The 23275-nt window shown below is 72.0% G+C and carries 21 protein-coding genes and 1 tRNA gene; 13 read left to right on the top strand and 9 right to left on the bottom strand.

From position 1 onward, the window contains the following. Positions 1–9 precede the first annotated feature (9 nt). The gene (locus tag AB0J08_RS06195; RefSeq protein WP_360627660.1) at positions 10–978 is read left to right on the top strand and encodes a cysteine synthase; all 969 of its coding nucleotides are present in this window, start codon (positions 10–12) and stop codon (positions 976–978) included. A 46-nt stretch (positions 979–1024) separates the two neighbouring features. On the opposite strand, the gene AB0J08_RS06190 is transcribed toward AB0J08_RS06195, so the two are convergent. Next, positions 1025–1477, bottom strand: coding sequence for a type II toxin-antitoxin system PemK/MazF family toxin (locus tag AB0J08_RS06190; protein ID WP_360627657.1), 453 nt, complete (start codon positions 1475–1477; stop codon positions 1025–1027). Between the two features lie 182 nt (positions 1478–1659). Between AB0J08_RS06190 and AB0J08_RS06185 the strand changes: the two genes are divergently transcribed. Together AB0J08_RS06185 and AB0J08_RS06180 are read left to right on the top strand one after the other, a co-directional pair. Then, positions 1660–1851: a MerR family transcriptional regulator gene (locus tag AB0J08_RS06185; protein WP_360627654.1), complete on the top strand. Its 192-nt coding sequence runs from the start codon at positions 1660–1662 to the stop codon at positions 1849–1851. A 181-nt stretch (positions 1852–2032) separates the two neighbouring features. Continuing rightward, positions 2033–2779, top strand: a complete 747-nt coding sequence (locus AB0J08_RS06180; RefSeq protein ID WP_360627651.1) for an MBL fold metallo-hydrolase — start codon at positions 2033–2035, stop codon at positions 2777–2779. Between the two features lie 4 nt (positions 2780–2783). Here the strand turns inward: AB0J08_RS06180 and AB0J08_RS06175 are convergent, their stop codons facing one another. Continuing rightward, a complete protein-coding gene (locus tag AB0J08_RS06175) occupies positions 2784–3698 on the bottom strand; it encodes a branched-chain amino acid transaminase (protein WP_360627648.1) in 915 nt (304 codons plus the stop codon). Positions 3699–3840: 142 nt separating this feature from the next. Here AB0J08_RS06175 and AB0J08_RS06170 point away from each other — a divergent pair, with 142 nt between their 5' ends. Then, positions 3841–4848 carry a helix-turn-helix transcriptional regulator gene (locus tag AB0J08_RS06170; RefSeq protein ID WP_360627645.1) on the top strand — a complete coding sequence of 336 codons (1008 nt, stop codon included), beginning with the start codon at positions 3841–3843 and terminating at the stop codon, positions 4846–4848. A 68-nt stretch (positions 4849–4916) separates the two neighbouring features. Here AB0J08_RS06170 and AB0J08_RS06165 read toward each other — a convergent pair whose 3' ends face one another. The 4 genes from AB0J08_RS06165 to AB0J08_RS06150 form a co-directional block, all read right to left on the bottom strand. Beyond that, a complete protein-coding gene (locus AB0J08_RS06165) occupies positions 4917–6197 on the bottom strand; it encodes an LLM class flavin-dependent oxidoreductase (protein ID WP_360627642.1) in 1281 nt (426 codons plus the stop codon). Further along, the gene (locus AB0J08_RS06160; protein ID WP_360627639.1) at positions 6194–7258 is read right to left on the bottom strand and encodes an LLM class flavin-dependent oxidoreductase; all 1065 of its coding nucleotides are present in this window, start codon (positions 7256–7258) and stop codon (positions 6194–6196) included. Before AB0J08_RS06160 ends, AB0J08_RS06165 begins: the two co-directional genes overlap by 4 nt. A 407-nt stretch (positions 7259–7665) precedes the next feature. Further along, complete coding sequence (locus tag AB0J08_RS06155) at positions 7666–8943, bottom strand: PTS transporter subunit EIIC (RefSeq protein WP_360627636.1); 1278 nt, start codon at positions 8941–8943, stop codon at positions 7666–7668. 868 nt (positions 8944–9811) lie between these two features. Beyond that, complete coding sequence (locus AB0J08_RS06150; protein ID WP_360627633.1) at positions 9812–11101, bottom strand: PTS transporter subunit EIIC; 1290 nt, start codon at positions 11099–11101, stop codon at positions 9812–9814. A 250-nt stretch (positions 11102–11351) separates the two neighbouring features. Here AB0J08_RS06150 and AB0J08_RS06145 point away from each other — a divergent pair, with 250 nt between their 5' ends. The 4 genes from AB0J08_RS06145 (at position 11352) to rdgB (ending at position 13891) form a co-directional block, all read left to right on the top strand. Further along, positions 11352–11738, top strand: a complete 387-nt coding sequence (locus tag AB0J08_RS06145) for a PTS glucose/sucrose transporter subunit IIB (RefSeq protein WP_360627630.1) — start codon at positions 11352–11354, stop codon at positions 11736–11738. Positions 11739–11980: 242 nt separating this feature from the next. Then, a complete protein-coding gene (gene rph / locus AB0J08_RS06140) occupies positions 11981–12706 on the top strand; it encodes a ribonuclease PH (protein ID WP_360627627.1) in 726 nt (241 codons plus the stop codon). Between the two features lie 169 nt (positions 12707–12875). Next, positions 12876–13265: a hypothetical protein gene (locus AB0J08_RS06135; RefSeq protein WP_360627624.1), complete on the top strand. Its 390-nt coding sequence runs from the start codon at positions 12876–12878 to the stop codon at positions 13263–13265. Positions 13266–13285: 20 nt separating this feature from the next. Next, the gene (gene rdgB, locus AB0J08_RS06130) at positions 13286–13891 is read left to right on the top strand and encodes an RdgB/HAM1 family non-canonical purine NTP pyrophosphatase (protein WP_360627621.1); all 606 of its coding nucleotides are present in this window, start codon (positions 13286–13288) and stop codon (positions 13889–13891) included. Positions 13892–13960: 69 nt separating this feature from the next. Here rdgB and AB0J08_RS06125 read toward each other — a convergent pair. After that, positions 13961–14044 (bottom strand) — tRNA-Leu (locus AB0J08_RS06125). A gap of 385 nt (positions 14045–14429) precedes the next feature. Between AB0J08_RS06125 and AB0J08_RS06120 the strand changes: the two genes are divergently transcribed. Continuing rightward, positions 14430–16793: a glycosyl hydrolase family 18 protein gene (locus tag AB0J08_RS06120; protein WP_360627815.1), complete on the top strand. Its 2364-nt coding sequence runs from the start codon at positions 14430–14432 to the stop codon at positions 16791–16793. A gap of 131 nt (positions 16794–16924) precedes the next feature. Here the strand turns inward: AB0J08_RS06120 and bcp are convergent, their stop codons facing one another. Then, the gene (gene bcp / locus AB0J08_RS06115; RefSeq protein ID WP_360627618.1) at positions 16925–17401 is read right to left on the bottom strand and encodes a thioredoxin-dependent thiol peroxidase; all 477 of its coding nucleotides are present in this window, start codon (positions 17399–17401) and stop codon (positions 16925–16927) included. A 142-nt stretch (positions 17402–17543) separates the two neighbouring features. Between bcp and AB0J08_RS06110 the strand changes: the two genes are divergently transcribed. From AB0J08_RS06110 to AB0J08_RS06095, 4 genes are all read left to right on the top strand, one after another. Continuing rightward, entirely contained in the window at positions 17544–17885 is a 342-nt protein-coding gene (locus AB0J08_RS06110; RefSeq protein WP_360627615.1) for a DUF3618 domain-containing protein, read from the top strand. 190 nt (positions 17886–18075) lie between these two features. Then, the gene (locus AB0J08_RS06105; protein WP_360627812.1) at positions 18076–18378 is read left to right on the top strand and encodes a co-chaperone GroES; all 303 of its coding nucleotides are present in this window, start codon (positions 18076–18078) and stop codon (positions 18376–18378) included. Positions 18379–18480: 102 nt separating this feature from the next. After that, a complete protein-coding gene (locus tag AB0J08_RS06100; RefSeq protein WP_360627612.1) occupies positions 18481–19671 on the top strand; it encodes a winged helix DNA-binding domain-containing protein in 1191 nt (396 codons plus the stop codon). A gap of 277 nt (positions 19672–19948) precedes the next feature. Beyond that, positions 19949–20689 (top strand): hypothetical protein, encoded by a 741-nt coding sequence (locus tag AB0J08_RS06095; protein ID WP_360627609.1) that lies wholly within the window; start codon positions 19949–19951, stop codon positions 20687–20689. 21 nt (positions 20690–20710) lie between these two features. On the opposite strand, the gene AB0J08_RS06090 is transcribed toward AB0J08_RS06095, so the two are convergent. Then, the gene (locus tag AB0J08_RS06090) at positions 20711–23107 is read right to left on the bottom strand and encodes a transglycosylase domain-containing protein (protein WP_360627606.1); all 2397 of its coding nucleotides are present in this window, start codon (positions 23105–23107) and stop codon (positions 20711–20713) included. Between the last annotated feature and the right edge of the window lie 168 nt (positions 23108–23275).

The raw sequence follows: 23275 nt of genomic DNA, 5'->3' as shown, positions 1-23275 counted from the left end.
AGGCACCCCTTGCGTTACGACAGCCCGCTCGAAGCCGTCGGCAACACCCCGCTGGTCCGCCTGCCCCGACTCTCCGCCGCCGTCCCCGGCAACACCGACGGCCTGGTCACCCTCTGGGCCAAGCTGGAGGACCGCAACCCCACCGGCTCCATCAAGGACCGCCCCGCGCTGCACATGATCGAGCGCGCCGAGGCCGCCGGGCTGCTCACCCCCGGCTGCACCATCCTGGAGCCCACCAGCGGCAACACCGGCATCTCGCTCGCCATGGCCGCCAAGCTCAAGGGCTACCGCATGGTCTGCGTGATGCCCGAGAACACCAGCGAGGAGCGCCGCGAACTGCTGCGCATGTGGGGCGCGGAGATCATCCCCTCACCGGCCGCCGGCGGCTCCAACACCGCGGTGCGGATCGCCAAGGAGATCGCCGCCGAGCACCCCGACTGGGTGATGCTCTACCAGTACGGCAACCCCGACAACGCCGGCGCCCACTACGCCACCACCGGCCCCGAGATCCTCGCCGACCTGCCCTCCGTCACCCACTTCGTGGCCGGCCTCGGCACCACCGGCACCCTGATGGGCGTCGGCCGGTTCCTGCGCGAGAAGGTGCCCGGCGTGCGGATCGTCGCCGCCGAACCCCGCTACGACGACCTGGTCTACGGCCTGCGCAACCTCGACGAGGGCTTCGTCCCCGAGCTGTACGACGCCGGGGTGCTCACCACCCGCTTCTCGGTCGGCTCCGCCGACGCCGTCCGCCGTACCCGCGAACTCCTGCAGCAGGAGGGCATCTTCGCCGGCGTCTCCACCGGCGCCATCCTGCACGCCGCCATCGGCGTCGGCCGCAAGGCCGCCGCGGCCGCGGAGCGCGCCGACATCGTCTTCGTCGTCGCGGACGGAGGCTGGAAGTACCTCTCCACCGGCATCTACACCGCCGAGTCGACCGAGGCCGCGGTCGAGGCCCTGCAGGGCCAGCTCTGGGCCTGACCCGCAGCCCCGCGACCGCCCGCCGGGCCGGCTCCGCCCCTACCGGCTAACCCCGGACCGCCTGCCGGGCCCGCGTCCAGATCTGCCGGTCCACCACACCGGCCCGGCGGCGGAACGCCGACAGCGGTACCTCGCGCAGCTCGTCGGTCTCCAGCCAGCTGGTCCGGCCCCGGCGGTCACCCACCGAGCCGGGCGGCAGCGGCAGCACACCCGGCCGCTCCGCGTGGTGCTTGCTGGTGATCTTCGCGACGGTCGCGGTGCGCCCGTTCACCCGCAGCACCAGGCAGGGGCGGTCCTTCGCCCCCGGGCCGTCCTCGAACGGCACCTCCGCCCACCAGATCTCCTGCGCCGCCGGGCCCGAACGTCCCTTCGCCGGGCGCCGCCCGGGCTCCGGAACGGCCGGCGCCGACGCGCCGCGCGCCCGCCGGACCAGCACCGACGCGACGAAGGCCAGGACCGCGACACCCGCCACGGCCAGGAACACCCAGAAGCCAGTCATGCGCCAGACCGTACCCGGCACGCGGCCGCCCCCACCACCGTGACGGCTGTGACCGTTGAGCATTTATCCGTTCCCTGCTCCCGGTTCGTCACGGTATGACCACAGAGTCCGTTCCGCGCTCAAGCCCGTCCCGGAGCCCGGAAAGCTGATCACGCACGTCCCCCTGCAGCCGGAGGTGACCCGTGAGCCGCAGCACCGACCTGTGGTCCTACGCCGAGATCGCCCGCCACATCAACGTCCAGCCGGAGACCGTCCGCAACTACCGCCGACACGGCCTGCTCCCCGACCCCGACGTCATCGACGGCAGCGGACACCCCCGCTGGTACCCCGACACGATCAAGGCCTGGGCCCGCCGGCGCCCCGGCCACCGCTGAACCACCGCACCGCCCCCGCTCCCGGCGTTCTGGTGATTCCAGCCACAGCGCGGCACGGAGACGGGGGCAAAGTGCCCCTCCGCCCTTACTCTCGACACGCGAACGCAGTGCTACCCGCCGGTTCACCGGCCGGTACTGCCATTGACCAGCAGCCAGGACGTGTCGGGGCGGAGGGGCTCGGATGAAACTGACCGTGGTGGGGTGCTCGGGGAGCTTCCCGTCCGCCGACTCGCCGTGCTCCAGCTACCTCGTGGAGGCCGACGGCTACCGCGTCGTACTCGACCTCGGCAACGGCGCGCTCGGCGCCCTCCAGAAGTACGTCAGCCTCTACGAGGTCGACGCCGTGCTGCTCAGCCACCTGCACGCCGACCACTGCGTCGACCTCTGCGCCTACTGGGTCGCCCGCAACTACCGGGCCGAGGGCTGCCCTGACCCGATGCCCGTCTACGGACCGGCCGGCACCGCCGAACGGATGGCCCGCGCCTACGACATGCCCGAGAACCCCGGCATGAAGGAGGTCTTCGACTTCCGCACCCTCACCCCCGGCACCTTCGACCTCGGCCCGTTCCGGATCGAGGTCGCCCAGGTCAACCACCCCGTCGACGCCTTCGCCTTCCGGCTCGAACACGCCGGCCGCAGCCTCGTCTACTCCGGCGACACCGGCGAGAGCGCCGCACTCGTCGAACTCGCCCGCGACAGCGACCTCTTCCTCTGCGAAGCCGCCTACGTCGACGGCCGCGACACCTACCGGGCCGTCCATCTCAACGGCCGCGAGGCCGGCGAACACGCCACCGCCGCCCGCGCCCGCCACCTCGTCCTCACCCACATCCCGCCGTGGACCGACGCCGAACACAACCGCCGGGACGCCGCCGCCGCCTTCACCGGCCCGGTCGACATCGCCCGGGCCGGCGCCGTCTACGAGCTCTGAACACTCAGCAGACCGGCGTCAACCAGCGCCGGTAGCGGGCATCGGCACCCGAGACCGCCGCCTCGTACGCCTCCCGCAACCGGCCGGTGACCGGACCGGGCGCGGCCGGCAACTCACGGTCGTCCAGCGAGCGGACCGGGACGACACCCGCCGCCGTCCCGCACAGGAACACCTCGTCCGCCGCGTACAGGTCCGAGCGCAGCAGACCCTCCACCCGCGCCGGCACCCCCAGGCCGGCGGCCAGCTCCAGCACCGTGTCCTGGGTGATCCCCTCCAGCGCCCCCGCACTCGCCGGCGGTGTCCGCAGCACCCCGTCGCGCACCATGAACACGTTCTCGCCGGTGCACTCGCTCACCGAACCGTCCGGGCCCAGCAGCAGCGCCTCGTCGTACCCCGCGTCGGTCGCCTCCCGGCGGGCCAGCACCGAGTTCAGATACGGCCCCGTCGCCTTCGCCGCCGGGGGCACCGCGTTCGGGTCGTTCCGCCGCCAACTGCTCGTCTTCACCCTGATCCCCCCACCTCCGTCCGGCAGTTGGGAATGCCACTCCCAGCTCGCGATCGCCGTCGTGGTGGGCGAGAAGCGCATGTCCAGACCCATCGAGCCGTACCCCAGGAACGCGAAGTGCCGCAGATAGCACGACCGGTGACCGTTCACCCGCACCAGGGCCACCGTCGCCTTGGTCAAATCCTCCACACTGTAGGAAAGTTCCATCCGCAGCATGCGCGCACTGCGCTCCAGTCGGCGCAGGTGCTCCGGCAGCCGGAACACCGCCGGACCGTCCGCCGTCGCGAACACCCGGGTGCCCTCCAGCACCCCCGTGCCGTAGTGCAGGCCGTGCGTCAGCACGTGCGTCCGCGCCTGCTGCCAGGGCACCAGCGCGCCGTCCAACCAGATCGTCGAAGCCTCGGGAAGAGCCATGCCGCCCATCCTGACCACCGCCGCGCCGCCGGTCAGCCACCCCGGCACTGCCGGAACCGGCCATGACCGGGAGCGGAAGCGACGCCGTCTCGCCCCTCGGAAGCCCCGCCCCGCCCGCGCCCGGCCTCACTACGCTGCGCCGATGGAGCGCACGGAGAACGCGGGGAACCCCGCCGGGAGCGACGCCACCCGGCTCTACGCCCGCCTGCTCGCCGACCCCGGGAACCCGCCCGCCGCACCCGGTCCCGACTGGGACGAGCACCGCCTGGCCGCCGCCACCACCGAACTCCGCACCCTCGGCCTGCTCCAGCCCACCGCCGCCGAGGCCGGCGGACACGCCGCCGTCTCCGTCGACACCGCCGTCCGCCAGCTCCTGCTCGACACGGACGCCCACGTCACCGACCTCGTCGCCGCCCTGGGCCGCGCCCGCGACGCCGTCGACCGCCTGCACACCGACTACCTGCCGATCCAGCACCGCGACCACACCGACGCCGCCCTCGAACTCGTCCGCGGCGCCGACCGGATCGCCGCCCTGCTGGAGGACGCCGCCCGCGGCGCCCGCACCGAGGCACTCTCCCTGCGGCCCGGCCAGGACCTCTCCGGCCCCGCCCTGGCCGGCAAACTCGCCCGCGAACGGCTCGCCCTCGCCCACGGCGCCACCCTGCGCACCATCTACCCGGCCGCCGCGCTGCGCCGGCCCGCCGTGCTCGCGCACGTCCGCGAACTGACCGCGGCCGGCGCCCGGATCAGGACCGCGCACTCGCTGCCGCTGTGGCTGATCGTGGTCGACGCCCGGCTGGCGATCCTGCCCGCGCCGGGCGCCGGCCCCGGCGGGGACGCCCCGGTCGCCGAGGCGGCCGTGGTGGTCCGCGAGCCGGCTCTGGTCGCCCTGGTGGCGGAGCTGTTCGAGTACTTCTGGTCGGCGGCCCGGACGCCGCCGGAACTCCTCGCCGGTAGCGGCAGGATGACGGAACGTCACGATCTGGTGCTGCGGCTGCTCGCGGCCGGTCTGACCGATGCGGCGATCGCCCGGAAGCTGGAGGTCTCCGAGCGGACGGTGCGTCGGCTGGTCGCCGAGCTGACCGCCGGCCTGGGTGCGGAGAGCCGCTTCCAGGCCGGCGTCCACGCGGCCCTCCTCGGCTGGATCTGAGGCCGCTCCCGGGCCGTGCCGGGCGGCGCCGGGCCACTCGGCACCGCCGGGCGGCGCTTGCCGGCCGGTCAGCGCCGCCCGGGCACGGGCAGGCCGAGGTGGTCGCGCAGCGTCGTCCCGGTGTACTCGGTACGGAACACCCCGCGCTCCTGGAGCAGTGGCACCACCTGGTCGACGAAGTCGTCCAGACCGCCCGGGGTGAGGTGCGGGACGAGGATGAAGCCGTCCGCCGCATCGTTCTGCACATAGGCGTCGAGCTGCGCGGCGACCGTCGCCGGAGTGCCGATGAAGGACTGCCGGCCGGTCACCTCGATCACCAGTTCACGGCTGGTGAGCTGCTTCTCGGCGGCCACCGCCCGCCACCGGGCGGCGATCTCCAGCGGGTCCCCGAGCTTGGTCCGGCCCTGCACGAGGGTGCTGTCGGCCACCGGGTCGGCCGCGGGCAGCGGGCCGTCCGGGTCGTGGCCGGACAGGTCGATGCCCCAGACCTGCTCCAGGAAGGCGATGGCGGTCTGCGGCCCGACCTGGGCGCGGCGGATCTCGGCGGCGCGCTCGGTCGCCTCGTCCTCGGTGTCACCCAGGACGTAGGTGACGCCGGGCATGATCTTCAGCTCGTCCGGCTTGCGCCCGTACGCGGCCAGTCGGCGCTTGACGTCGGCGTGGAAGGCCTGGCCGGAGGCGAGGGTCGAGTGCCGGCTGAAGATGATGTCGGCCGCGGCGGCGGCGAACTCCCGGCCCTCGTCGGAGTCCCCGGCCTGGATCACCACCGGGTGGCCCTGGGGTGGGCGCGGCAGCGGGAGCCGACCCTCGACGTCGAACTGCGGGCCGCGGTGCCGGACGTCCTCGCCGTCCCAGAACTCCCTGGTCAGCTGGACGAATTCGGCGGCGCGGGTGTACCGGTCGGCGTGGTCGAGATAGCCGCCGCGGCGGAAGTTCGCACCGGTGAAGGCGTCCGAGGAGGTGACCACGTTCCAGGCGGCCCGGCCCCCGGAGAGGTGGTCGAGCGACGCGAACCGCCGGGCCAGTTCGTACGGTTCGTTGAAGGTGGCGTTGACGGTGGCGGCCAGCCCGAGGTGGGTGGTGACGGCGGCCAGCGCGCCGAGGACGGTGATCGACTCGGGTCGGCCGACCACGTCCAGGTCGTGGATCAGGCCGTTGACCTCGCGCAGGCGCAGGCCCTCGGCGAGGAAGAAGAAGTCGAACCGGCCGCGTTCGGCGGTCTGGGCGAGGTGGCGGAAGGAGGCGAACTCGATCTGGCTGCGGGACGCCGGGTCGGTCCAGACCGTGGTGTTGTTGACGCCCGGGAAGTGCGCGGCCAGGTGGATCTGCTTCAGCGGTCGGTCCGTCATCGGGTCACCTCGGCATGGGCGGTGGTGGTCGCGGCGGGAGCGGCAGCCGGGCGGGGAACGGCGGCGGCGGGGGTGTAGCGACTGGCCGGGCGGGCCAGGCCGAGGTGGTCGCGCAGGGTGGCGCCGGTGTAGCCGACGCGGAACAGGCCGCGCTCGCGCAGGGCGGGGACGACCCGGTCGGCCACCGCGGCGAGGTCCCGGGCCGGCTCCGCGGGTACCAGGTGGAAGCCGTCGACGCCGCCGCCGCCCTCGGTGATCTCCCTGGTCAGGGCCTCGATCGCGGCACTGTCGGGGAGGTCCGCGGTGAGCCGGGCGAGGATCCGCAGGCTCTCGCCCGCGCGCAGCCTCAGCTCGGTGGCGGCGGTCAGCCGGGCGGCCGGGCCGGGGGCGTCCAGCAGGACGACGTCCGCGTACCGGGAGGCGGTCTCCACCCGGGCCCGGCTGCCGGCCGGGGCGCCCGGAGCGAGGTCCGCGGCGGCGACCGGCACCGCGATGACCGGCCGGCCCTGGGGCGGGCGCGGGGTGATGGAGGGGCCGCGCACCGAGAAGTGCGGGCCCTCGAAGTCGATGTAGTGCAGTTTGTCCCGGTCGATGAACCGGCCGGTGGCCACGTCGCGGATCTCCGCGTCGTCCTCCCAGCTGTCCCAGAGCCGCGCGGCGACCTCGGCGGCGTCGGCGGCCTCGGCCCAGAGTTCGTCGGCCGGGGCGACGCCCTTGCGGCCGAAGGCGCGGGCCTGCGCCTCGGTGTCGGAGATCCCGATCAGCCAGCCGGCCCTGCCCTCGCTCACCCAGTCCAGGGTGTTGACCGAGGTCGAGGTGTGGAACGGCTCGGTGTGCGTGGTGGTGACGGTCGGGACCAGGCCGAGCCCCCGGGTCCGCGGCGCGAGCCGGGCGAAGGTGGCGAGGGCGTCGAGCCGGCGCGGCTCGGGCGCGTAGGAGTCGTCGAGGGTGACGAAGTCGAGCGTGGCCCGCTCGGCGAGGCGGGCGAGGGCGGTGAAGTGCCCGGCGTCGAAACGGCCGGGACTGTCGAGGGCGGCGGACAGGTGCAACTGGCGCGGCATGGCGGGGCCTGGACTTTCCTCGTGCGTGCGCGCTTCTTCAGGTCGTCGCGCGCGGAACGCAGCTGGCTACGTGGCGGTGGCCCGGGTACGGGCTGACACGGGAGGCGGGGAAGCGGGGGCCGGGGCGCGGCGGGGGGTCAGCCGGGCGGCGGCGCGGGGAACGGACGGCTCAGGCGCAACACGCGGCCGACCACACACGACCGAAGTCGATGTGGCAGCGGCTGACCAGGATGCGCGGCGCGTTCACCGCTTCAGTTGACCAGCGATGTCGCCGGTTCGTCAACCGTCGTCCCACCGGGCGGTCCGTGATCGCGCGGCCGCGCCGGGACGCGCGACGGCCCCGCCCCGCCGCTCGGGGGAGCGGGCGGCGGGGCGGGGCCGGGGGTGCTGCGGGTCGTTCCTCGGCGTCAGGCCTTGGTGACGTCCTCGATCTCCTCGTCGTCCTCACGACCGGGGGTCTTGAGGTCGAACTTGACGATCGCGAAGCGGAAGAGGAAGTAGTACAGGGCGGCGAAGGCGAGACCCAGCGGGATGATCATCCACGGGTCGGTGGCCTTGTTCCACGCCAGCAGGTAGTCGATCAGGCCACCGGAGAACGTGAAGCCGTCGTGCACGCCGAGTGCCCAGGTGACGGCCATCGAGACGGCGGTCAGCAGCGCGTGGATCACGTACAGCAGCGGGGCGATGAAGACGAAGGAGAACTCGATCGGCTCGGTGACACCCGTGACGAAGGAGGTCAGCGCCAGCGAGAGCATCATGCCGGTGACGGCCTTGCGGCGGTGCGGCCTGGCGGTGTGGGCGATGGCGAACGCGGCGGCCGGCAGCGCGAACATCATGATCGGGAAGAAGCCCGACATGAACTGTCCGGCGGTCGGGTCGCCGGCGAAGAAGCGGGTCAGGTCGCCGTGCACGACGGTGCCGTCGGGCTTGGTGAAGTCTCCGGTCTGGAACCAGGCGTAGGAGTTCACGAACTGGTGCATGCCGACCGGCAGCAGACCGCGGTTGACCAGGCCGAACGCGCCCGCGCCGACGGCGCCCGCACCGATCAGGGTGTCGTTCAGGCTCTTGATGGCGTCGCCGATCGGGCCCCAGGTCAGGGCGAACACGACACCGACGGCGGTGCCGACGAAGGCCATGAGGATCGGGACGAGACGCCGGCCGTTGAAGAAGCCCAGCCAGTCGACCAGCTTGGTGCGGTGGTACTTCTGCCACAGCACGGCGGAGAGCAGGCCGATCACGATACCGCCGAGCACGCCCGGGTTCTGGTAGGTGGCGGCGGTGTACTTGCCGTCGGCGACCACGGCGTCGGTGACCGGGAACGCGGTCAGCACGTTCTTGTACACCAGGAAGCCGACGAGGGCCGCGAGGGCGGTGGAGCCGTCGGCCTTCTTGGCGAAGCCGATCGCGATGCCCACGGCGAACAGCAGCGGCAGGTTGTCGAAGACGGCGCCACCGGCGGTGTTGAACACCGCGGCGACCTTGTCCCAGCCGAGGCCGTCCTTGCCGAACACATCGTCCTGGCCGAGGCGCAGCAGCAGACCGGCGGCCGGGAGAACGGCGATGGGCAGCTGGAGGCTGCGGCCGATCTTCTGCAGACCCTGCAGCAGGTTCTGGCCGAACTTCTTGGTGGGGCTTGGCGTGGCCGGAGCCGCAGCGGGCGCCGGTGCCTGCGCAGACTGACTCATGGGGGTGGGTTCCTAACGGCAGGGCGGGTCGGTCGGGGGTAGGTGCACAGAGGGGCCGAACCGCGAACTGGTCTACACCACACGTGGTGTAGACCAGTTTTGTAGCACGGGTGGAGAAGGGGGGGAAGCCCTGAAAGCGCCGCTGGTGAGAAGCGCTATGAAATCGAAACCTACTTGCGGATCGACGATCATGATTACCCGCCGCGATTGGGATTTTGGCTATTTGCGCAACAAAAAGGCCCGGGGCCTTCGACGGCAGGGCCGGCGGCCCCCGGGCGGGCGGTCGGCGAGGGGTCGGCGAGGGGCCGGTGGGCGCTCGGTCGGCGGCCGACGGGTGGGTCGACCGGTGGGTCGGCGGGGTCCGCGGGTGGCCGGGTGCCGCCGCCCCGGGGGCGCCGCCGGCTGCCCCGGGCGCCCGGGCGGGCGGGCTGTGCCGGCCGGACGCGGAGATCGCGGCGGCGGGCCGACGGGATGTTCCGGACCCCCTGATCGGGCGCCGGGTATTCGCCGGCTCATTGCGCCCCGACTCGGCGGATGCTGCCGCCCGCCCGGAGAAACCGAGGGCGGCGCCGGTGGGCGGCGGCGGCGGATTGCCGGACCGTGATCCGCGCGGCGCCGGTGATCTTCCCCCCACCCGGTGCGCCGCCTTCGCTACGGCCGCCGGGCCCGGCGGCCGCAGAACGCCGCAGCCCCGTCCTGGCGGGGCCCGGGCCGCCGGATCCCGGGCCCCGGGCCGGCTGTCGAATTTCCCGGGCCGGCCGGGGAAGTGATATGCGGCCGGGGCGAATGTCCTGTCGGGGATATGACGAAGGCCCTCGGACCAATGGTCCAAGGGCCTTTGTCGGGAAAGTCTCCGGTGGCGCTCGGTTTATGCCTTGGTGACGTCCTCGACCTCCTCGTCGTCCTCGCGCCCGGGAGTTTTCATGTTGAATTTCACGATGATGAACAGGAAGAGCACGTAGTACACGGCGGCGAAGCAGAGCCCGATCAGGATGATCAGCCAGGGCTTGGTGGCCAGACTCCAGTTGATCGCGTAGTCGATCAGGCCGGCCGAGAAGCTGAAGCCGTCGTGCACCCCGAGCGCCCAGGTGATCGCCATCGACGCACCGGTCAGCAGCGCGTGCACCGCGTACAGCGCGGGGGCGACATAGGCGAAGGAGTACTCGATCGGCTCGGTGACGCCGGTCACGAAGGACGTCAGGCCGACCGAGAGCATCAGGCCGTAGATCTCCTTGCGGCGGTGCGGCTTGGCCGCGTGTGCCATGGCCAGAGCCGCGGCCGGGAGCGCGAACATCATGATCGGGAAGAAGCCGGAGGTGAACTGGCCCGCCGTCGGGTCGCCGGCCAGGAAGCGCGGAATGTCGCCGTGGACGACGACGCCGTCCGCCTTGGTGTAGTCGCCGAACTGGAACCAGACGAAGGTGTTCAGCAACTGGTGCATGCCGATCAGCAGCAGCACGCGGTTGGCGACGCCGAAGATGCCGGCGCCGCCCGCGCCCAGGTCGGCCAACTGCTGGCTCACGTCGTTGAAGGCCCGGCCGATCGGCGGCCAGGCCCAGACCGCGAGGACCGCCAGCAGCATGCCCACCACGGCGGTGATCATCGGGACGAGGCGGCGGCCGTTGAAGAAGCCCAGCCAGTCGACCAGCCGGGTGCGGTGGAAGCGCACCCAGAGCCAGGCCGACAGCAGGCCGATCAGGATGCCCCCCAGGACGCCCGGGTTCTGATAGGTCGCGGCGGCCGATTTCGCCGAGGTGAAGTCCACGCACTGTGAGCCGACCAGGACGGTCGGCGGCTTGCAGTCCTCCGGGAAGGCGTGCAGGACCGCGTAGAAGACCAGGAAGCCCACCACGGCCGCCAGTGCCGTGGAGCCGTCCGCCTTCTTGGCCATGCCGATCGCGACACCGATGCAGAACAGCATCGGCAGGCCCAGCGAGGAGTCCAGCAGGGCGCCGCCCGCCGCCGCGAACACCTTGGCGACGTCGTCCCAGCCGAGCCCGTCCTTGCCGAACACGTCGGGTTGCCCGAGCCGGTTGAGGATGCCCGCCGCCGGCAGCACCGCGACCGGCAGCTGGAGCGAGCGGCCCATCTTCTGGAGTCCGCCGTAGAAGGTGTGCCACCACGTGGTCTGCGGGGCTGTGGCGCCTGCCGAACTCATCCTTCGCCCTCCGGGAGCAGTTGCCGACCGGTGGCCCCCCGGGGGACCCTCGGACGGGGGCCAGGAACACCCGGGGCGCTTCCCGCGTTCATCGGAGTACACATATATTGGTGTAGACCACCTTGGGAGGCAGGCCGCGCGCACCGGGGCAGAGACCCCGCTGATCGTCATCCTCGGGCGAAGATCCAGAGCATGCGCGCCGGAATGGGCCAAAAGTGGACTAACGTGGCAGATCGGTCCAACCCGGGTGATGCTGGTCGCGCTGTGGCGCAGCGCGACGGCAGCTGAATCCGGGTCAGCACCGGCAGCGACCTCCCCGGCCATCGGCCGGGGGCACCCCGGCACAGCGCAGGACGGCACCCGGCAGAGCAGCCGACGGGCCGAGACAGAGGGAGAGAAACAGATGGCCAGCAAGGCTGAGAAGATCGTCGCCGGTCTGGGCGGCATCGACAACATCGAAGAGGTCGAAGGCTGCATCACCCGCCTGCGCACCGAGGTCAAGGACGCCTCCCTCGTCGACGAGGCCGCGCTGAAGGCCGCCGGCGCCCACGGCGTCGTCAAGATGGGCACCGCGATCCAGGTCGTCATCGGCACCGACGCCGACCCGATCGCCGCCGACATCGAGGACATGATGTGAGCTGAGCCCACCAGGCTCACCACCAGCCGGCCCGCCGCCCCCCAAGGGACGGCGGGCCGGCCCCGTTCGACCCGAACCCTTCCCGGCCCGAACCCTTCCCGATCCGGACCCCGCCGCCGGGCCCGCCCCTTCGGGCACCGCACCGGCCCGACCGGGCAGCACCACCGACCCACCGGGCACCGCCCACGCGTCCGTCGGGGCGTACCGGGACCACCCCACCGAAACCGCTACGCTCGGTGCCTATGTCACGCATCGACGGCCGCACCCCCGACCAGCTCCGCCCCATCACCATCGAGCGGGGCTGGAGCAAGCACGCCGAAGGCTCCGTCCTCATCTCCTACGGCGACACCAAGGTGCTGTGCACCGCCAGCGTCACCGAAGGCGTCCCGCGCTGGCGCAAGGGCAGCGGCGAAGGCTGGGTCACCGCCGAGTACTCCATGCTCCCCCGCGCCACCAACACCCGCGGCGACCGCGAGGCCGTCAAGGGCCGCATCGGTGGCCGCACCCACGAGATCAGCCGCCTCATCGGCCGCTCGCTGCGCGCCGTCATCGACCACCGCGCCCTCGCCGAGAACACCATCGTCCTCGACTGCGACGTCCTCCAGGCCGACGGCGGCACCCGCACCGCCGCCATCACCGGCGCCTACGTCGCCCTCGTCGACGCCGTCTCCTGGGCCCGCGAGAAGAAGATCCTCCGCGCCAAGGGCCAGCCCATCACCGGCGGCGTCAGCGCAGTCAGCGTCGGCATCATCGACGGCGTCCCCATGCTCGACCTCCAGTACGAGGAGGACGTCCGCGCCGAGACCGACATGAACATCGTCTGCACCTCCGACGGCCGCTTCGTCGAGGTCCAGGGCACCGCCGAAGGCGCCCCCTTCGACCGCGCCCTGCTCGACCAGCTCCTCGACCTCGGCACCCTCGGCTGCGCCGAGTTGGACGAGATCCAGCGCAAGGCCCTGGAGGGCTGAACCCCTCGTCGGTGCCCGAAGGGCTCCGGCGCACGGCCGAACCGCGGCGCCGCCGCTGTACAGGCCGGGCCCGGAGCCCTTACGGTTCCCGCAGCACCCCCGTTGCGGGAACCGCGCACCCTCGGCGCGCGTCCTTCCGTTACGGAACCCGCGCACCCAGGAGGACCGGATGCCCCCGAGCATCGCCCGCCCCGCCACCCTCGCCGTGGCCGGCCTGATCGCCATCCTCCCGCTCAGCGCGGTCAGTTGCTCGGCCGCCCAGAAGGCACTCGACTGCGGCAACACGGCGGTCCGCATCACCGGTGACATCAGCGACGTCACCACCGCCTTCAACAACGCGAGCAACGACTCGGCCGCCGCCGGACAAGCCCTGCAGAAGCTGAAGAACGACCTCGACGACCTCGGCAAGAACTCCAAGAACACCGACGTCGCCAAGGCCATCACCGACCTCAACACCCAGGTCGACAAGGTCCAGCAGGCCGTCAACAACAAGCAGGCCCCCGACCTCAAGCCGCTCGGCGACGCCGCCGGCAACCTCACCCAGGTCTGCACCGGCTGACGTCCGGTTAGGGTGGGTTCATGCCCACCCGTCTGATTCTCGCCACCCGCAACCAGAACAAGGTCGCCGAGCTCCGCGCCATCCTCGGCGAGGCCGGCCTCGACGTCGAACTGGTCGGCGCCGATGCCTACCCGGAGATCCCGGACGTCCGCGAGACCGGCGTCACCTTCGCCGAGAACTCCCTCCTCAAGGCGCACGCCCTCGCCCGGGCCACCGGCCTGCCCGCCGTCGCCGACGACTCCGGCCTCTGCGTCGACGTGCTGGGCGGCGCCCCCGGCATCTTCTCCGCCCGCTGGGCCGGCAAGCACGGCGACGACCGCGCCAACCTGGACCTGCTGCTGGCCCAGCTCGGCGACATCGACACCCCCCACCGCGGTGCCCACTTCTTCTGCGCCGCCGCCCTGGCCCTGCCCGACGGCACCGAGCGCGTCGTCGAGGGCCGGCTGCTCGGCACCCTGCGCACCGCCCCGGCCGGCGAGGGCGGCTTCGGCTACGACCCGATCCTGGAGCCGCTGGGGGAGACCCGCACGTGCGCCGAACTGACGGCGGCGGAGAAGAACGCCATCAGCCACCGCGGCCAGGCCTTCCGCGCCCTGGTGCCGGTGGTGAAGGAACTGCTGAGCTGACGGGCCATCGGGAACGACGAAGGCCCGCCCGGAGATCATCTCCGGGCGGGCCTTCGTTTCTAAGGCTAGTGCGGCCTGAGGGATTCGAACCCTCACGGGATTACTCCCACGGGTACCTAAAACCCGCGCGTCTGCCTGCTCCGCCAAGGCCGCATGGCCTCCAGTCTAGGGGCTTGCCCGGCGCTGGAACACTGCAATTCCGTGTCGTGGTGCCGTCCTGGTCGTCCGGGTGGAGCGGCAGGTTGTCGAACTGGATCTGGTGAGCGCGCCGGTGGGGGAGGTGAGCCCGGCGGGTATCGGCCGTTCGGCCGGTGTTCTTGGGGATTTGATTGCCAATTGGTACAGACCTATTGACCTATGTGGTTCAGACCACATAGCTTCAGCGCCAATCTGCATTCCCCCACGTGCGTGCTCCCCCACAGGTACGCGCCGACACTCTCTCCCGGAGGACCGAGTGTTGATCCGAAGCACGGCCGGGCAGCGTCCCACCGCTGCCCGCCGCTCCAAGAACCCGGCCGCCCGGGCGGGCACGGCCTCGCTGGCGGTCGCCAGCCTGGCCGGTCTGCTGATGGCGACGCTGGGTGCGGCGCCCTCGCAGGCGTCCGCCACCGTCGACAACGCGGCCTGTCGGCCCGACGGCATGCACCAGACTCCCGGGGTGGACGTCCCGTACTGCAGCGTCTACGACACCGAGGGCCGCGAGAAGATGGGCGCGGACCACCAGCGCCGCATCATCGGCTACTTCACCGGCTGGCGCACCGGCAAGGACGGGACCCCGGCTTACCTGGTGAGCGACGTCCCCTGGGACAAGGTCACCCACCTGAACTACGCGTTCGGGCACGTCGGCGGCGACAACAAGATCTCCGTCGGCACCGACAACGACAAGAACGAGGCCACCGGGATCTCCTTCCCGGGCGTCCCCGGCGCCGAGCTGGACCCGTCGCTGCCGTACAAGGGCCACTTCAACCTGCTGACGAAGTTCAAGAAGCAGTACCCGAACGTCAAGACCATGATCTCGGTGGGCGGTTGGACCGAGACCGGCGGGTACTTCGGGGACGACGGCAAGCGCGTCAACTCCGGCGGCTTCTACTCGATGACCGTCAACCCGGACGGCAGCGTCAACCAGGCGGGCATCGACACCTTCGCCAACTCCTCGGTCGACTTCATCAAGAAGTACGGCTTCAACGGCGTCGACGTCGACTACGAGTACCCGACCTCGATGAAGGACGCGGGCAACCCGCTGGACTGGCAGCTCGCCAACGGCAAGCGCGCCTCGCTGGCCAAGGGCTACGCGGCGCTGATGAAGACGCTGCGCGAGAAGCTGGACCGGGCCGGCGCCGCCGACGGCAAGCACTACCTGCTCTCGGTCGCGGCGCCGTCGTCCGGTTACCTGCTGCGCGGCATGGAGACCTTCCAGATCGCGCAGTACCTGGACTACGTCAACATCATGTCGTACGACCTGCATGGCGCCTGGAACAAGTACGTCGGCCCGAACGCCTCGCTGTTCGACGACGGCAAGGACGGCGAGCTGGCGGCCGCCAACGTGTACGGCACGGGCCAGTACGGCGGCATCGGCTACCTGAACGCCGACTGGTCGTACCACTACTTCCGCGGTTCGATGCCGGGCGGCCGGATCAACGTCGGCCTGCCGTACTACACGCGCGGGTTCAAGAACGTCACCGGTGGCACCAACGGCCTCTGGGGCACCGCGTCCGCGACCACCTGCCCGGTGGGCGCCGGTCTGACGGCGTGCGGTGACGGCGCGGTCGGCATCGACAACATCTGGAACGACAAGGACGACGCGGGCAAGGAGTCCCCGGCGGGCTCGAACCCGATGTGGCACGCGAAGAACCTGGAGAAGGGCGTCGTGCCCGACTACCTCTCCAAGTACGGCGTGACCGACACCGCCCTGCAGGGCACCTACACCCGCAACTACAGCTCCACCCTGGTGGCGCCGTGGCTGTGGAACGACACCAAGAAGGTGTTCCTCTCCACCGAGGACGAGCAGTCGGTGGCCGCCAAGGCGGACTACATCGTCAACCAGGGTGCCGGCGGCGCGATGATCTGGGAGCTCGCGGGCGACTACAAGTGGGACGCGGCCGCCAACGGCGGCAAGGGCCAGTACGTGCCGGGCTCGACGCTGACCTCGCTGATGTACGACAGGTTCAAGGCGGCCGCGCCGTACGGTGCGGTCCGTTCGACCACCGCGCTGCCGCAGCAGACCCTGCCGGTCGACGTGTCGTTCACCAACTTCGCGCTGGGTGACTCGAACTACCCGATCAACCCGAAGATCCACATCGTCAACAACTCGACGCTGACCCTGCCGGGCGGCACCGAGTTCCAGTTCGACTACAGCAACTCGGCTCCGGGCAACGCCAAGGACCAGTCCGGCTTCGGGCTGACCGTCATCAAGCAGGACAACCCCGGTCCGGGCAACGTGGGCGGCCTCAAGGGCACCTACAACCGCGTCTCGGTGAAGCTGCCGGGCTGGCAGTCGCTGGCGCCCGGTGCGTCGATCGACATGGACTTCGTCTACTACCTGCCGGTCTCGACGCCGTCGAACTGGACGGTCAACGTCGCCGGCACGCTGTACGGCCTGAAGGGCGACCTGACCCGCGGCAGCACGGGCGGCGGCACCGCGTCGCCGACCGCGACGCCCACGGTCACCCCGACCGTCACGCCGACCGTGACCCCGACGGTCACGCCCACCGTGACCCCGACCGCGACCCCGACCTCGGGGGCCTGCACGGGCGCGCCGAGCTGGGACGCGGGTGCCACCTACGCGTCCACCACCAAGGTGTCCTGGAAGGGCCACTACTACCAGAACAAGTGGTGGACCAAGGGCGACGACCCCAGTGCCAGTGGCTCGTGGGGCGTCTGGAGCGACCTCGGGGCCTGCTGATCGGGAGATCCGATGAGCGTGGCCCAGTGAGGTGAGAGACGCGGTGGCGGTGCACCCGGTCGGGGGGTGCGCCGCCACCGCTTCGTCGTGGCCCTACGGCGCCCGGCGGGTCCGCCGCCCGGCGCCGGGGGTCAGGCCGCCTCGACCTTCAGGTCGCGCAGCAGCTTGGCGACGTGCCCGGTGGCCTTGACGTTGTACAGGGCGTGCTCGACCTTGCCCTGCTCGTCGACGATCACGGTGGAGCGGATCACGCCGGTGACGGTCTTGCCGTACAGCTTCTTCTCGCCGAACGCGCCGTAGGCCTCCAGCACCTTCTTCTCCGGGTCGGAGAGCAGGGTGACCTTGAGGTCCTCGGCCTCGCGGAACTTGCCGAGCTTCTCCGGCTTGTCCGGCGAGATGCCGATGACGTCGTACCCGGCGCCGGCGAAGACCTCCAGGCTGTCGGTGAAGTCGCAGGCCTGCTTGGTGCAGCCGGGGGTGAGCGCGGCGGGGTAGAAGTAGACGATCACCTTGCGGCCGAGGTGGCCGGCGAGGGACACCTGGTTGCCGTCGGCGTCGGGCAGGCTGAAGGCGGGCGCGGTGTCGCCGGGCTGGAGACGCTCACTCACGGGGGACTCTCCTGGTGCGTGGACGGTGGTCGTACCACGGCCAACTTACCTCCGATGGTGGGTGGGGCCGCGCGGGCCGGGGCGGCAACTGACAAACTGGGTCAGTCGCACAGGACAACATCAGTGAATTGGGGTGGCCCGCGTGGGCGAGGCGAGCACTAAGGACAACTCGGCGCGGACGACCGCCCAGATCGAGGCGGACATCTCCCGTACCCGCACCCAGCTGGCGGCGACCCTGGACGAGCTCGCCATGCGCGTCCACCCGAGCACCATCACGGCCCAGGTGAAGGCGAAGGCCGTGGCCTCGGTGGAGGTGAAGGCCGGCCGGGTGTACGTGGCCGCCAGCGGGCTGGTCGAGCAGGCGAAGGCGAAGTTCGTGGACGAGCAGGGCCGGCCGCGCAAGGAGCGGGTCGTGCCCGCCGCGCTGGTCGGCGTCGGCGTGGTTCTGCTGGTCGCCTCGGCCCGCAAGCGCCGCAAGGGCTGAGCGACGGGGTTCGCCGGGGCCGGGTGCCACCGCACCCGGCCTTCCGCATACCGGTCCGGCGTCACGCGGGGCGCCCGGGAACGGTACCTTCGGGATCGTGAGCAAGAACGACGAACCGACCCTGCGAACCACCTCCGCCGAGCAGGAGCCGCCGCGCCACGACCGGCTGGGCGAGAAGCTGCCGATCAAGATGCTGCACGACCGCGTCCTGGTGAAGACCGAGGGCGGTGAGGGCGAGCGCCGCTCGACCGGCGGCATCCTCATCCCGGCCACCGCCGAGCTGTCCAAGCGCTGCACCTGGGCCGAGGCCGTCGCGGTGGGCCAGAGCGTCCGCTCGGTGGAGCCCGGTGACCGCGTCCTGTACGACCCCGAGGACAAGCTGGAGGTGGAGGTCCGCGGTGCCACCTACGTGCTGCTGCGCGAGCGGGACCTGCACGCGGTGGCCGCGATGCGCTTCGGCGACGCGGAGGGCTCGACCGGGCTGTACCTCTGAACCTCCGACGGGCGGGGCTCTGACCTGGCCCGCCCGTCCGACCGCCGGCCACGCGCCGCGCCGGACGGCGCCGCTGTCGGTGGCCGGCAGTAGTGTCCCGGCATGAGCAACGGTGTGCCTTCGAACGGGGTCCGTTCGATCAGCGACGACCAGCGCCGGGCCCGGGCCGGGCGGCGGCACCTGCTGGCGCCCTCCCGACGCGTGGCGCGGGTGGAGCAGGTGGCGGACGCGCTCGTCGGGCTGCACGCCACGGACGCGGCGACGGTCTACCTCTCGGCCTGCGCGCGGCTGGCCGAGCCGTCGGCGGCGGAGGTGGAGCGGGCGCTCTACGAGGACGTCTCGCTGGTGAAGCTGCTGTCGATGCGGCGCACGATATTCGCGGTGACGGAGGAGTTCGCCCCGTACGTCAGCTCGGCGGCGGCGCGGGCGATCGCGGTCAAGGAGCGGGCCACGCTGCTCAAGCACCTGCGGGAGTTCGCCGAGGGGTGGGACGAGCCGAGGCTGGCCGAGACGGAGCGGGCCGTGCTGGCGGCGCTGGCCGTGCGCGGCGAGGCGACGACCTCCGAACTCGCGGTGGACGTACCGGCGTTGCGCGAGACGATGCTGATGTCGCAGGGCAAGCCCTACGAGGCCAGGCAGAGCGTGGGCAGCCGGCTGCTGCGGCTGCTGGCCTCGGACGGGCATGTGCGGCGCTGCCGGCCGCGCGGCTCCTGGCTGAGCAGCAGCTATCCGTGGGCGCCGGTGCCGCAGTGGCCGGACGTGCCGGTGCGGGAGGCGAAGGCCGAGGTGGTCCGGCGCTGGCTGGCGGCGTACGGCCCGGCCACGGTCGAGGACGTGAAGTGGTGGACGGGCTGGACGCTGGGGGACGTCCGCAAGGCACTGGCGGACGTCGGCGCGGTGGACGTGGTGCTGTCCGGCGGCGCGGCGGGCCTGGTCCTGCCGGGGGACACGGAGCCGGTGGAGGAGCCCGAGCCGTGGGCGGCGCTGTTGCCGGCGCTGGATCCGACGATGATGGGCTGGCGCGGGCGTGACTGGTACCTGCGGCCCCAGGACGTGCCGGCGCTGTTCGACCGGGCGGGAAACGCCGGGCCGACGCTCTGGTGGTGCGGCCGGGTGGTCGGCGGTTGGGCGCAGCGCCCCGACGGCGAGCTGGTGTGGCGGTTGTTCACGGATGTCGGGGTGGAGGGGCGGTCGGCGATCGAGGCGGAGGCGGCGCGGTTGTCGCTCTGGCTGGGGGAGGTGCGGGTGACGCCGCGGATCCGGACGCCGTTGGAGCGGGAGCTGGTGGCCTAGGACGTTCTCCTGGGGATCGTCCGGGCGGGTCGGGGGCCGGCGTCGGGCCGCTCGGCTCGTCCGGCCGTCGGTTCCTCAAGCGGTGGGGTGGGCTTGCGGCGTGGGCCGGTACGGCGCTGTCGGGGGCGTTGCCGTGCGGTGACACGGAATGCGCGGTTCCGTCGATTGTTCGCACTAGGTTCGATCGTGCAAGCGGCCGCACTGCCTCGCGGTTCCCGCACGAGAGGGGACGGGCAAGGCGCGGGCCCTCACCCGTACTTCGTTCAGGAGAACCAGCATGTCGCCCTTGACGACCCGTCGCGCGACCACCGTCCGCTCGCTGGCCGGTACGGTCCTGGCAGCCGCTCTGCTCGTCCCCGCCGCGACGGCTTGCAGCTCCACGTCCGCCGCGGGCGGTACCACCGCGGCCAGCACGCCCGCCGTACCCGTCGCCACCGCGCCGGCCGCCACCGTGCCGGCCGCGCCCACCACTTCTGCGACGCAGGGCGCCACCGCCCCGGTCGCCCCGGCTGCCACGTCCGGCGCGTCCGGCGCCACCGCACCGGCCGCCCCGCCCACCTCACCCCGGGCCGCCGCACCGGCCACCACGCCGGCCAAGACGAAGTCCCCGGTCCGCACGCAGACCCTGGTGGACGGGAGCACGGCCGAGGTGCAGGCGGTCGGGGACCAGAACTACGTCGCCAGGATCGTCAACAGCGGTGCCGTCCTCGCCACGCTGGAGACGCACGACTCCGACGCCGGGCTGGACGGCAACGGCATGTTCGTCGTGCTCTCGCTGGACGGCCAGGTGCACTCCTGGATGGGCGGTGAGCACCAGGGGCCGGGCACGTTCAAGCTCGCGGGCGGGTGGACGGCCAAGGTCACGAAGGTCGGCGAACTCCGGTACCGCGCCCAGATCCTCGGCAGCGACAACGCCGTGAACGGCACGCTGGAGGCGAACCAGCACGACGCGGGAGCGGTCGCCAACGGCGTCTACATCGTGCTCAGCGCCGGCGGCGAGATCAGCGCCCACATGTGACCGGGTACTGCCCGGCCTGACCTACGGGGTCCGGCTGGCGTTCGGTCCGGCGGGCTGGCCGGTCACCTGGTGGGTCGGCGGCGCGGTCGCTTCGGGGGCCGGGGTCGGGGTGCTCGGGGGCGGCGTCGGGGTCGGGGTCGGCCGGGGCGGCGCGGTGGGGCGGCTGGTGGGTGCGGGCGGCTGTTCGGCGGTGGGCGTCGGGGCGGGGGCCTCGGGGGTGGGGGTCGGCGCGGTCTCGGTGGGCCGGCTGCTCGGGCCGGTCGGTGTGGGGGCGGAGTGCGTCGGGATGCTCGGCGCCGCGGTGGTGGTGGCACTGGTGGTGGCACTGGCGGTGGCGCTGGGCGACGGTGACGGGGAGGGCGAGCCGCTGGCGGTCGGTCCGCCGGTCTGGGTGTTGCCGCGGCCGGGCTGGAGGTCGAAGCGCTGGACGTCGGTGCCGTCGAGCGCGTCGGCCATGTAGGCGGTCCAGATCCGGGTGGGGAAGGCGCCGCCGTTGATCCGCTCGTAGCCGGCGGTGCCGGACAGCGGTTCCTTGGCGTGGGTCTTCGGGTTCTCCCGGAACAGGCCGACGGTGGTGGCGAGTTCGGGGGTGAAGCCGGCGAACCAGGCGGACAGGTTGGAGTCGGTGGTGCCGGTCTTGCCGGCGGCGGGGCGTCCGAGGCCGAGGGCGGCGGCGCCGGTGCCGCGCAGGCTGACGACGTCACGCAGGACGTCGGTGACGGCGTCGGCGGCACCCCGGTCGAGTGCGTTGGTGGGCACGTGTTCGGGCATCTTGGGGACGTCGATGGCGCCGCCGGTGTTGACGCGTTCGAGTTTGCTGACCGACCACGGGGCGTACGCCTGGCCGTGGTTGGCGAAGCCGGCGTAGGCGCCGGCCAGGTTGAGGGCGCTCGGGGTGGCGGTGCCGAGCGTCATCGAGGTGTTGGCCGGGTCCATGCCGGGGACGTTGTCGGGGATGCCGAGCCGGACGGCCGTCTCGCGGACGTGGGCGAGTCCGGCGTCGACGCCCTCCTGCGCGTACACCGAGTTGACGGACTTCACCATGGCGTGGCGCAGGGTGATGTCGCCGTAGTCGATGTCGTCCTCGTTGGGCGGCGCGTACGGGGTGGGACCGCCGGTGACGGGGCGTTCGCTGGTGCCGTCGTAGCGGGTCTCGGTGGTGATCGGGCGACCGTCGCCGCTGCTGCGGCCCGAGGTGAGGCCGGCGGCGAGGTCGAAGGCCTTGAAGGTGGAACCGATCTGGTTGTCCTGGCGCAGGACGTCGTTGTAGGGCTGCTTGGCGTAGTCGGCGCCGCCGTAGACGGCGACGACCCGGCCGGTGGCCGGTTCGACGGAGGCACCGGCGACGCGGACGTCGGTGTCGGTGGTGGGCCGGGCCCTGGGGTCGAGCTCCTCCGTGAGCTCCTGCTGGACGGCGCTGACGAAGGCGTCCTGGCGGGGCTTGTCGAAGGTGGTGGTGATGCGCCAGCCGCCGGCCTTGAGGGTGGCGGTGTCGATGATGCCGGCCGAGACGAGGTAGTCGTCGGCGACGCCGACCAGGTAGCCGGACTGGCCGGCGAGGCCGGTGGCGGGCTGGGGGTCGATCGGGTCGGGGAAGGTGATGGCGGCGCGGTCGGCCGCGGTGAGGAAGCCGAGTTGGACCATGCCGTCGAGGGTGTAGTTCCAGCGGGCGACGGCCTTGTCGCGGTTGGCAGGGGTGGCGGTCTTGACGTCGTAGGAGCTGGGGGCCTGGAGCAGGGCGGCGAGGTAGGCGCCCTGGGGGAGGGTGAGCCCGGAGACGTCGACGCCGTAGTAGGCGTGGGCGGCGCTCTGGATGCCGTAGGCGCCGCGGCCGAAGTAGCTGCTGTTGAGGTATCCGGCGAGGATCTGGTTCTTGCTGCGCTGCTGGTCGACCTTGAGGGCGATGAAGAGTTCGCGGCCCTTGCGCTCGATCGTCCGGTCCTGGGTCAGGTAGTAGTTCTTGACGTACTGCTGGGTGATGGTGGAGCCGCCCTGCTTGCCGCGGCCGGTGAGGGTGTTCCAGCCGGCCCGGACCATGCCCTTGAGGTCGATGCCGCGGTTGCGGTAGAAGCTGCGGTCCTCGGCGGAGACGACGGCGTGCTGGGTGTGGAGCGGGATCTGCTCTATCGTCACGTCGGTGCGGTTCACGGCGCCGGTGCGGCCGATCTCGGTGGTGCCGTCGGCGTAGAGGTAGATGTTGTTCTGGGCGACGGCGTGGGCGTTGGCGTCGGGTACGGGGACGATGAGGTAGAGCACGGCGAAGGAGCCGACGGCGAGGAGCAGGGCGGCGGTGAGCGCGCCGAGGGTGACCCGCCAGGTGGGCAGGAGCCGGCGCCACAGCGGCCTGGCGCGGCGGGCTTCGCGGCGGGCGGCCCGTCGGGCCTGACGCCGGGTGCGGTGGTCTGCCCTCAAGGTCATGCCGCGATTATGTGCTATTTGACCCGTGATCAGGTGTTGGAATAACCGGGTGCGCAAGAAGATCGTCGGCGGTACGGTGAAGGGTGCGAACCATATAGCGCACCCAGTTCGGGCAGCTCCGCCCACCTGACCCGGTACCCCCCCGGGTGGGGCCGGCCGGAGCCGGTC

This window comes from Kitasatospora sp. NPDC050463, assembly GCF_040655255.1.
GTDB lineage: Bacteria > Actinomycetota > Actinomycetes > Streptomycetales > Streptomycetaceae > Kitasatospora.
Note: the sequence above shows the minus strand (reverse complement) of the source record. Positions and strands in the feature narration are given on the sequence as shown.

Excerpts from the sequence above, each read along its gene's own strand:
- AB0J08_RS06150 (WP_360627633.1), bottom strand. The coding sequence starts at position 11,101 with ATGAGTTCGGCAGGCGCCACAGCCCCGCAGACCACGTGGTGGCACACC.
- AB0J08_RS06180 (WP_360627651.1), top strand. The coding sequence starts at position 2,033 with ATGAAACTGACCGTGGTGGGGTGCTCGGGGAGCTTCCCGTCCGCCGAC.
- AB0J08_RS06090 (WP_360627606.1), bottom strand. The coding sequence starts at position 23,107 with ATGACCTTGAGGGCAGACCACCGCACCCGGCGTCAGGCCCGACGGGCC.
- AB0J08_RS06160 (WP_360627639.1), bottom strand. The coding sequence starts at position 7,258 with ATGCCGCGCCAGTTGCACCTGTCCGCCGCCCTCGACAGTCCCGGCCGT.
- AB0J08_RS06095 (WP_360627609.1), top strand. The coding sequence starts at position 19,949 with ATGTCGCCCTTGACGACCCGTCGCGCGACCACCGTCCGCTCGCTGGCC.
- AB0J08_RS06190 (WP_360627657.1), bottom strand. The coding sequence starts at position 1,477 with ATGACTGGCTTCTGGGTGTTCCTGGCCGTGGCGGGTGTCGCGGTCCTG.
- AB0J08_RS06135 (WP_360627624.1), top strand. The coding sequence starts at position 12,876 with ATGCCCCCGAGCATCGCCCGCCCCGCCACCCTCGCCGTGGCCGGCCTG.
- rph (WP_360627627.1), top strand. The coding sequence starts at position 11,981 with ATGTCACGCATCGACGGCCGCACCCCCGACCAGCTCCGCCCCATCACC.
- AB0J08_RS06145 (WP_360627630.1), top strand. The coding sequence starts at position 11,352 with ATGCTGGTCGCGCTGTGGCGCAGCGCGACGGCAGCTGAATCCGGGTCA.
- AB0J08_RS06165 (WP_360627642.1), bottom strand. The coding sequence starts at position 6,197 with ATGACGGACCGACCGCTGAAGCAGATCCACCTGGCCGCGCACTTCCCG.
- AB0J08_RS06175 (WP_360627648.1), bottom strand. The coding sequence starts at position 3,698 with ATGGCTCTTCCCGAGGCTTCGACGATCTGGTTGGACGGCGCGCTGGTG.
- AB0J08_RS06100 (WP_360627612.1), top strand. The coding sequence starts at position 18,481 with ATGAGCAACGGTGTGCCTTCGAACGGGGTCCGTTCGATCAGCGACGAC.
- AB0J08_RS06105 (WP_360627812.1), top strand. The coding sequence starts at position 18,076 with ATGCTGCACGACCGCGTCCTGGTGAAGACCGAGGGCGGTGAGGGCGAG.
- AB0J08_RS06155 (WP_360627636.1), bottom strand. The coding sequence starts at position 8,943 with ATGAGTCAGTCTGCGCAGGCACCGGCGCCCGCTGCGGCTCCGGCCACG.
- rdgB (WP_360627621.1), top strand. The coding sequence starts at position 13,286 with ATGCCCACCCGTCTGATTCTCGCCACCCGCAACCAGAACAAGGTCGCC.
- AB0J08_RS06170 (WP_360627645.1), top strand. The coding sequence starts at position 3,841 with ATGGAGCGCACGGAGAACGCGGGGAACCCCGCCGGGAGCGACGCCACC.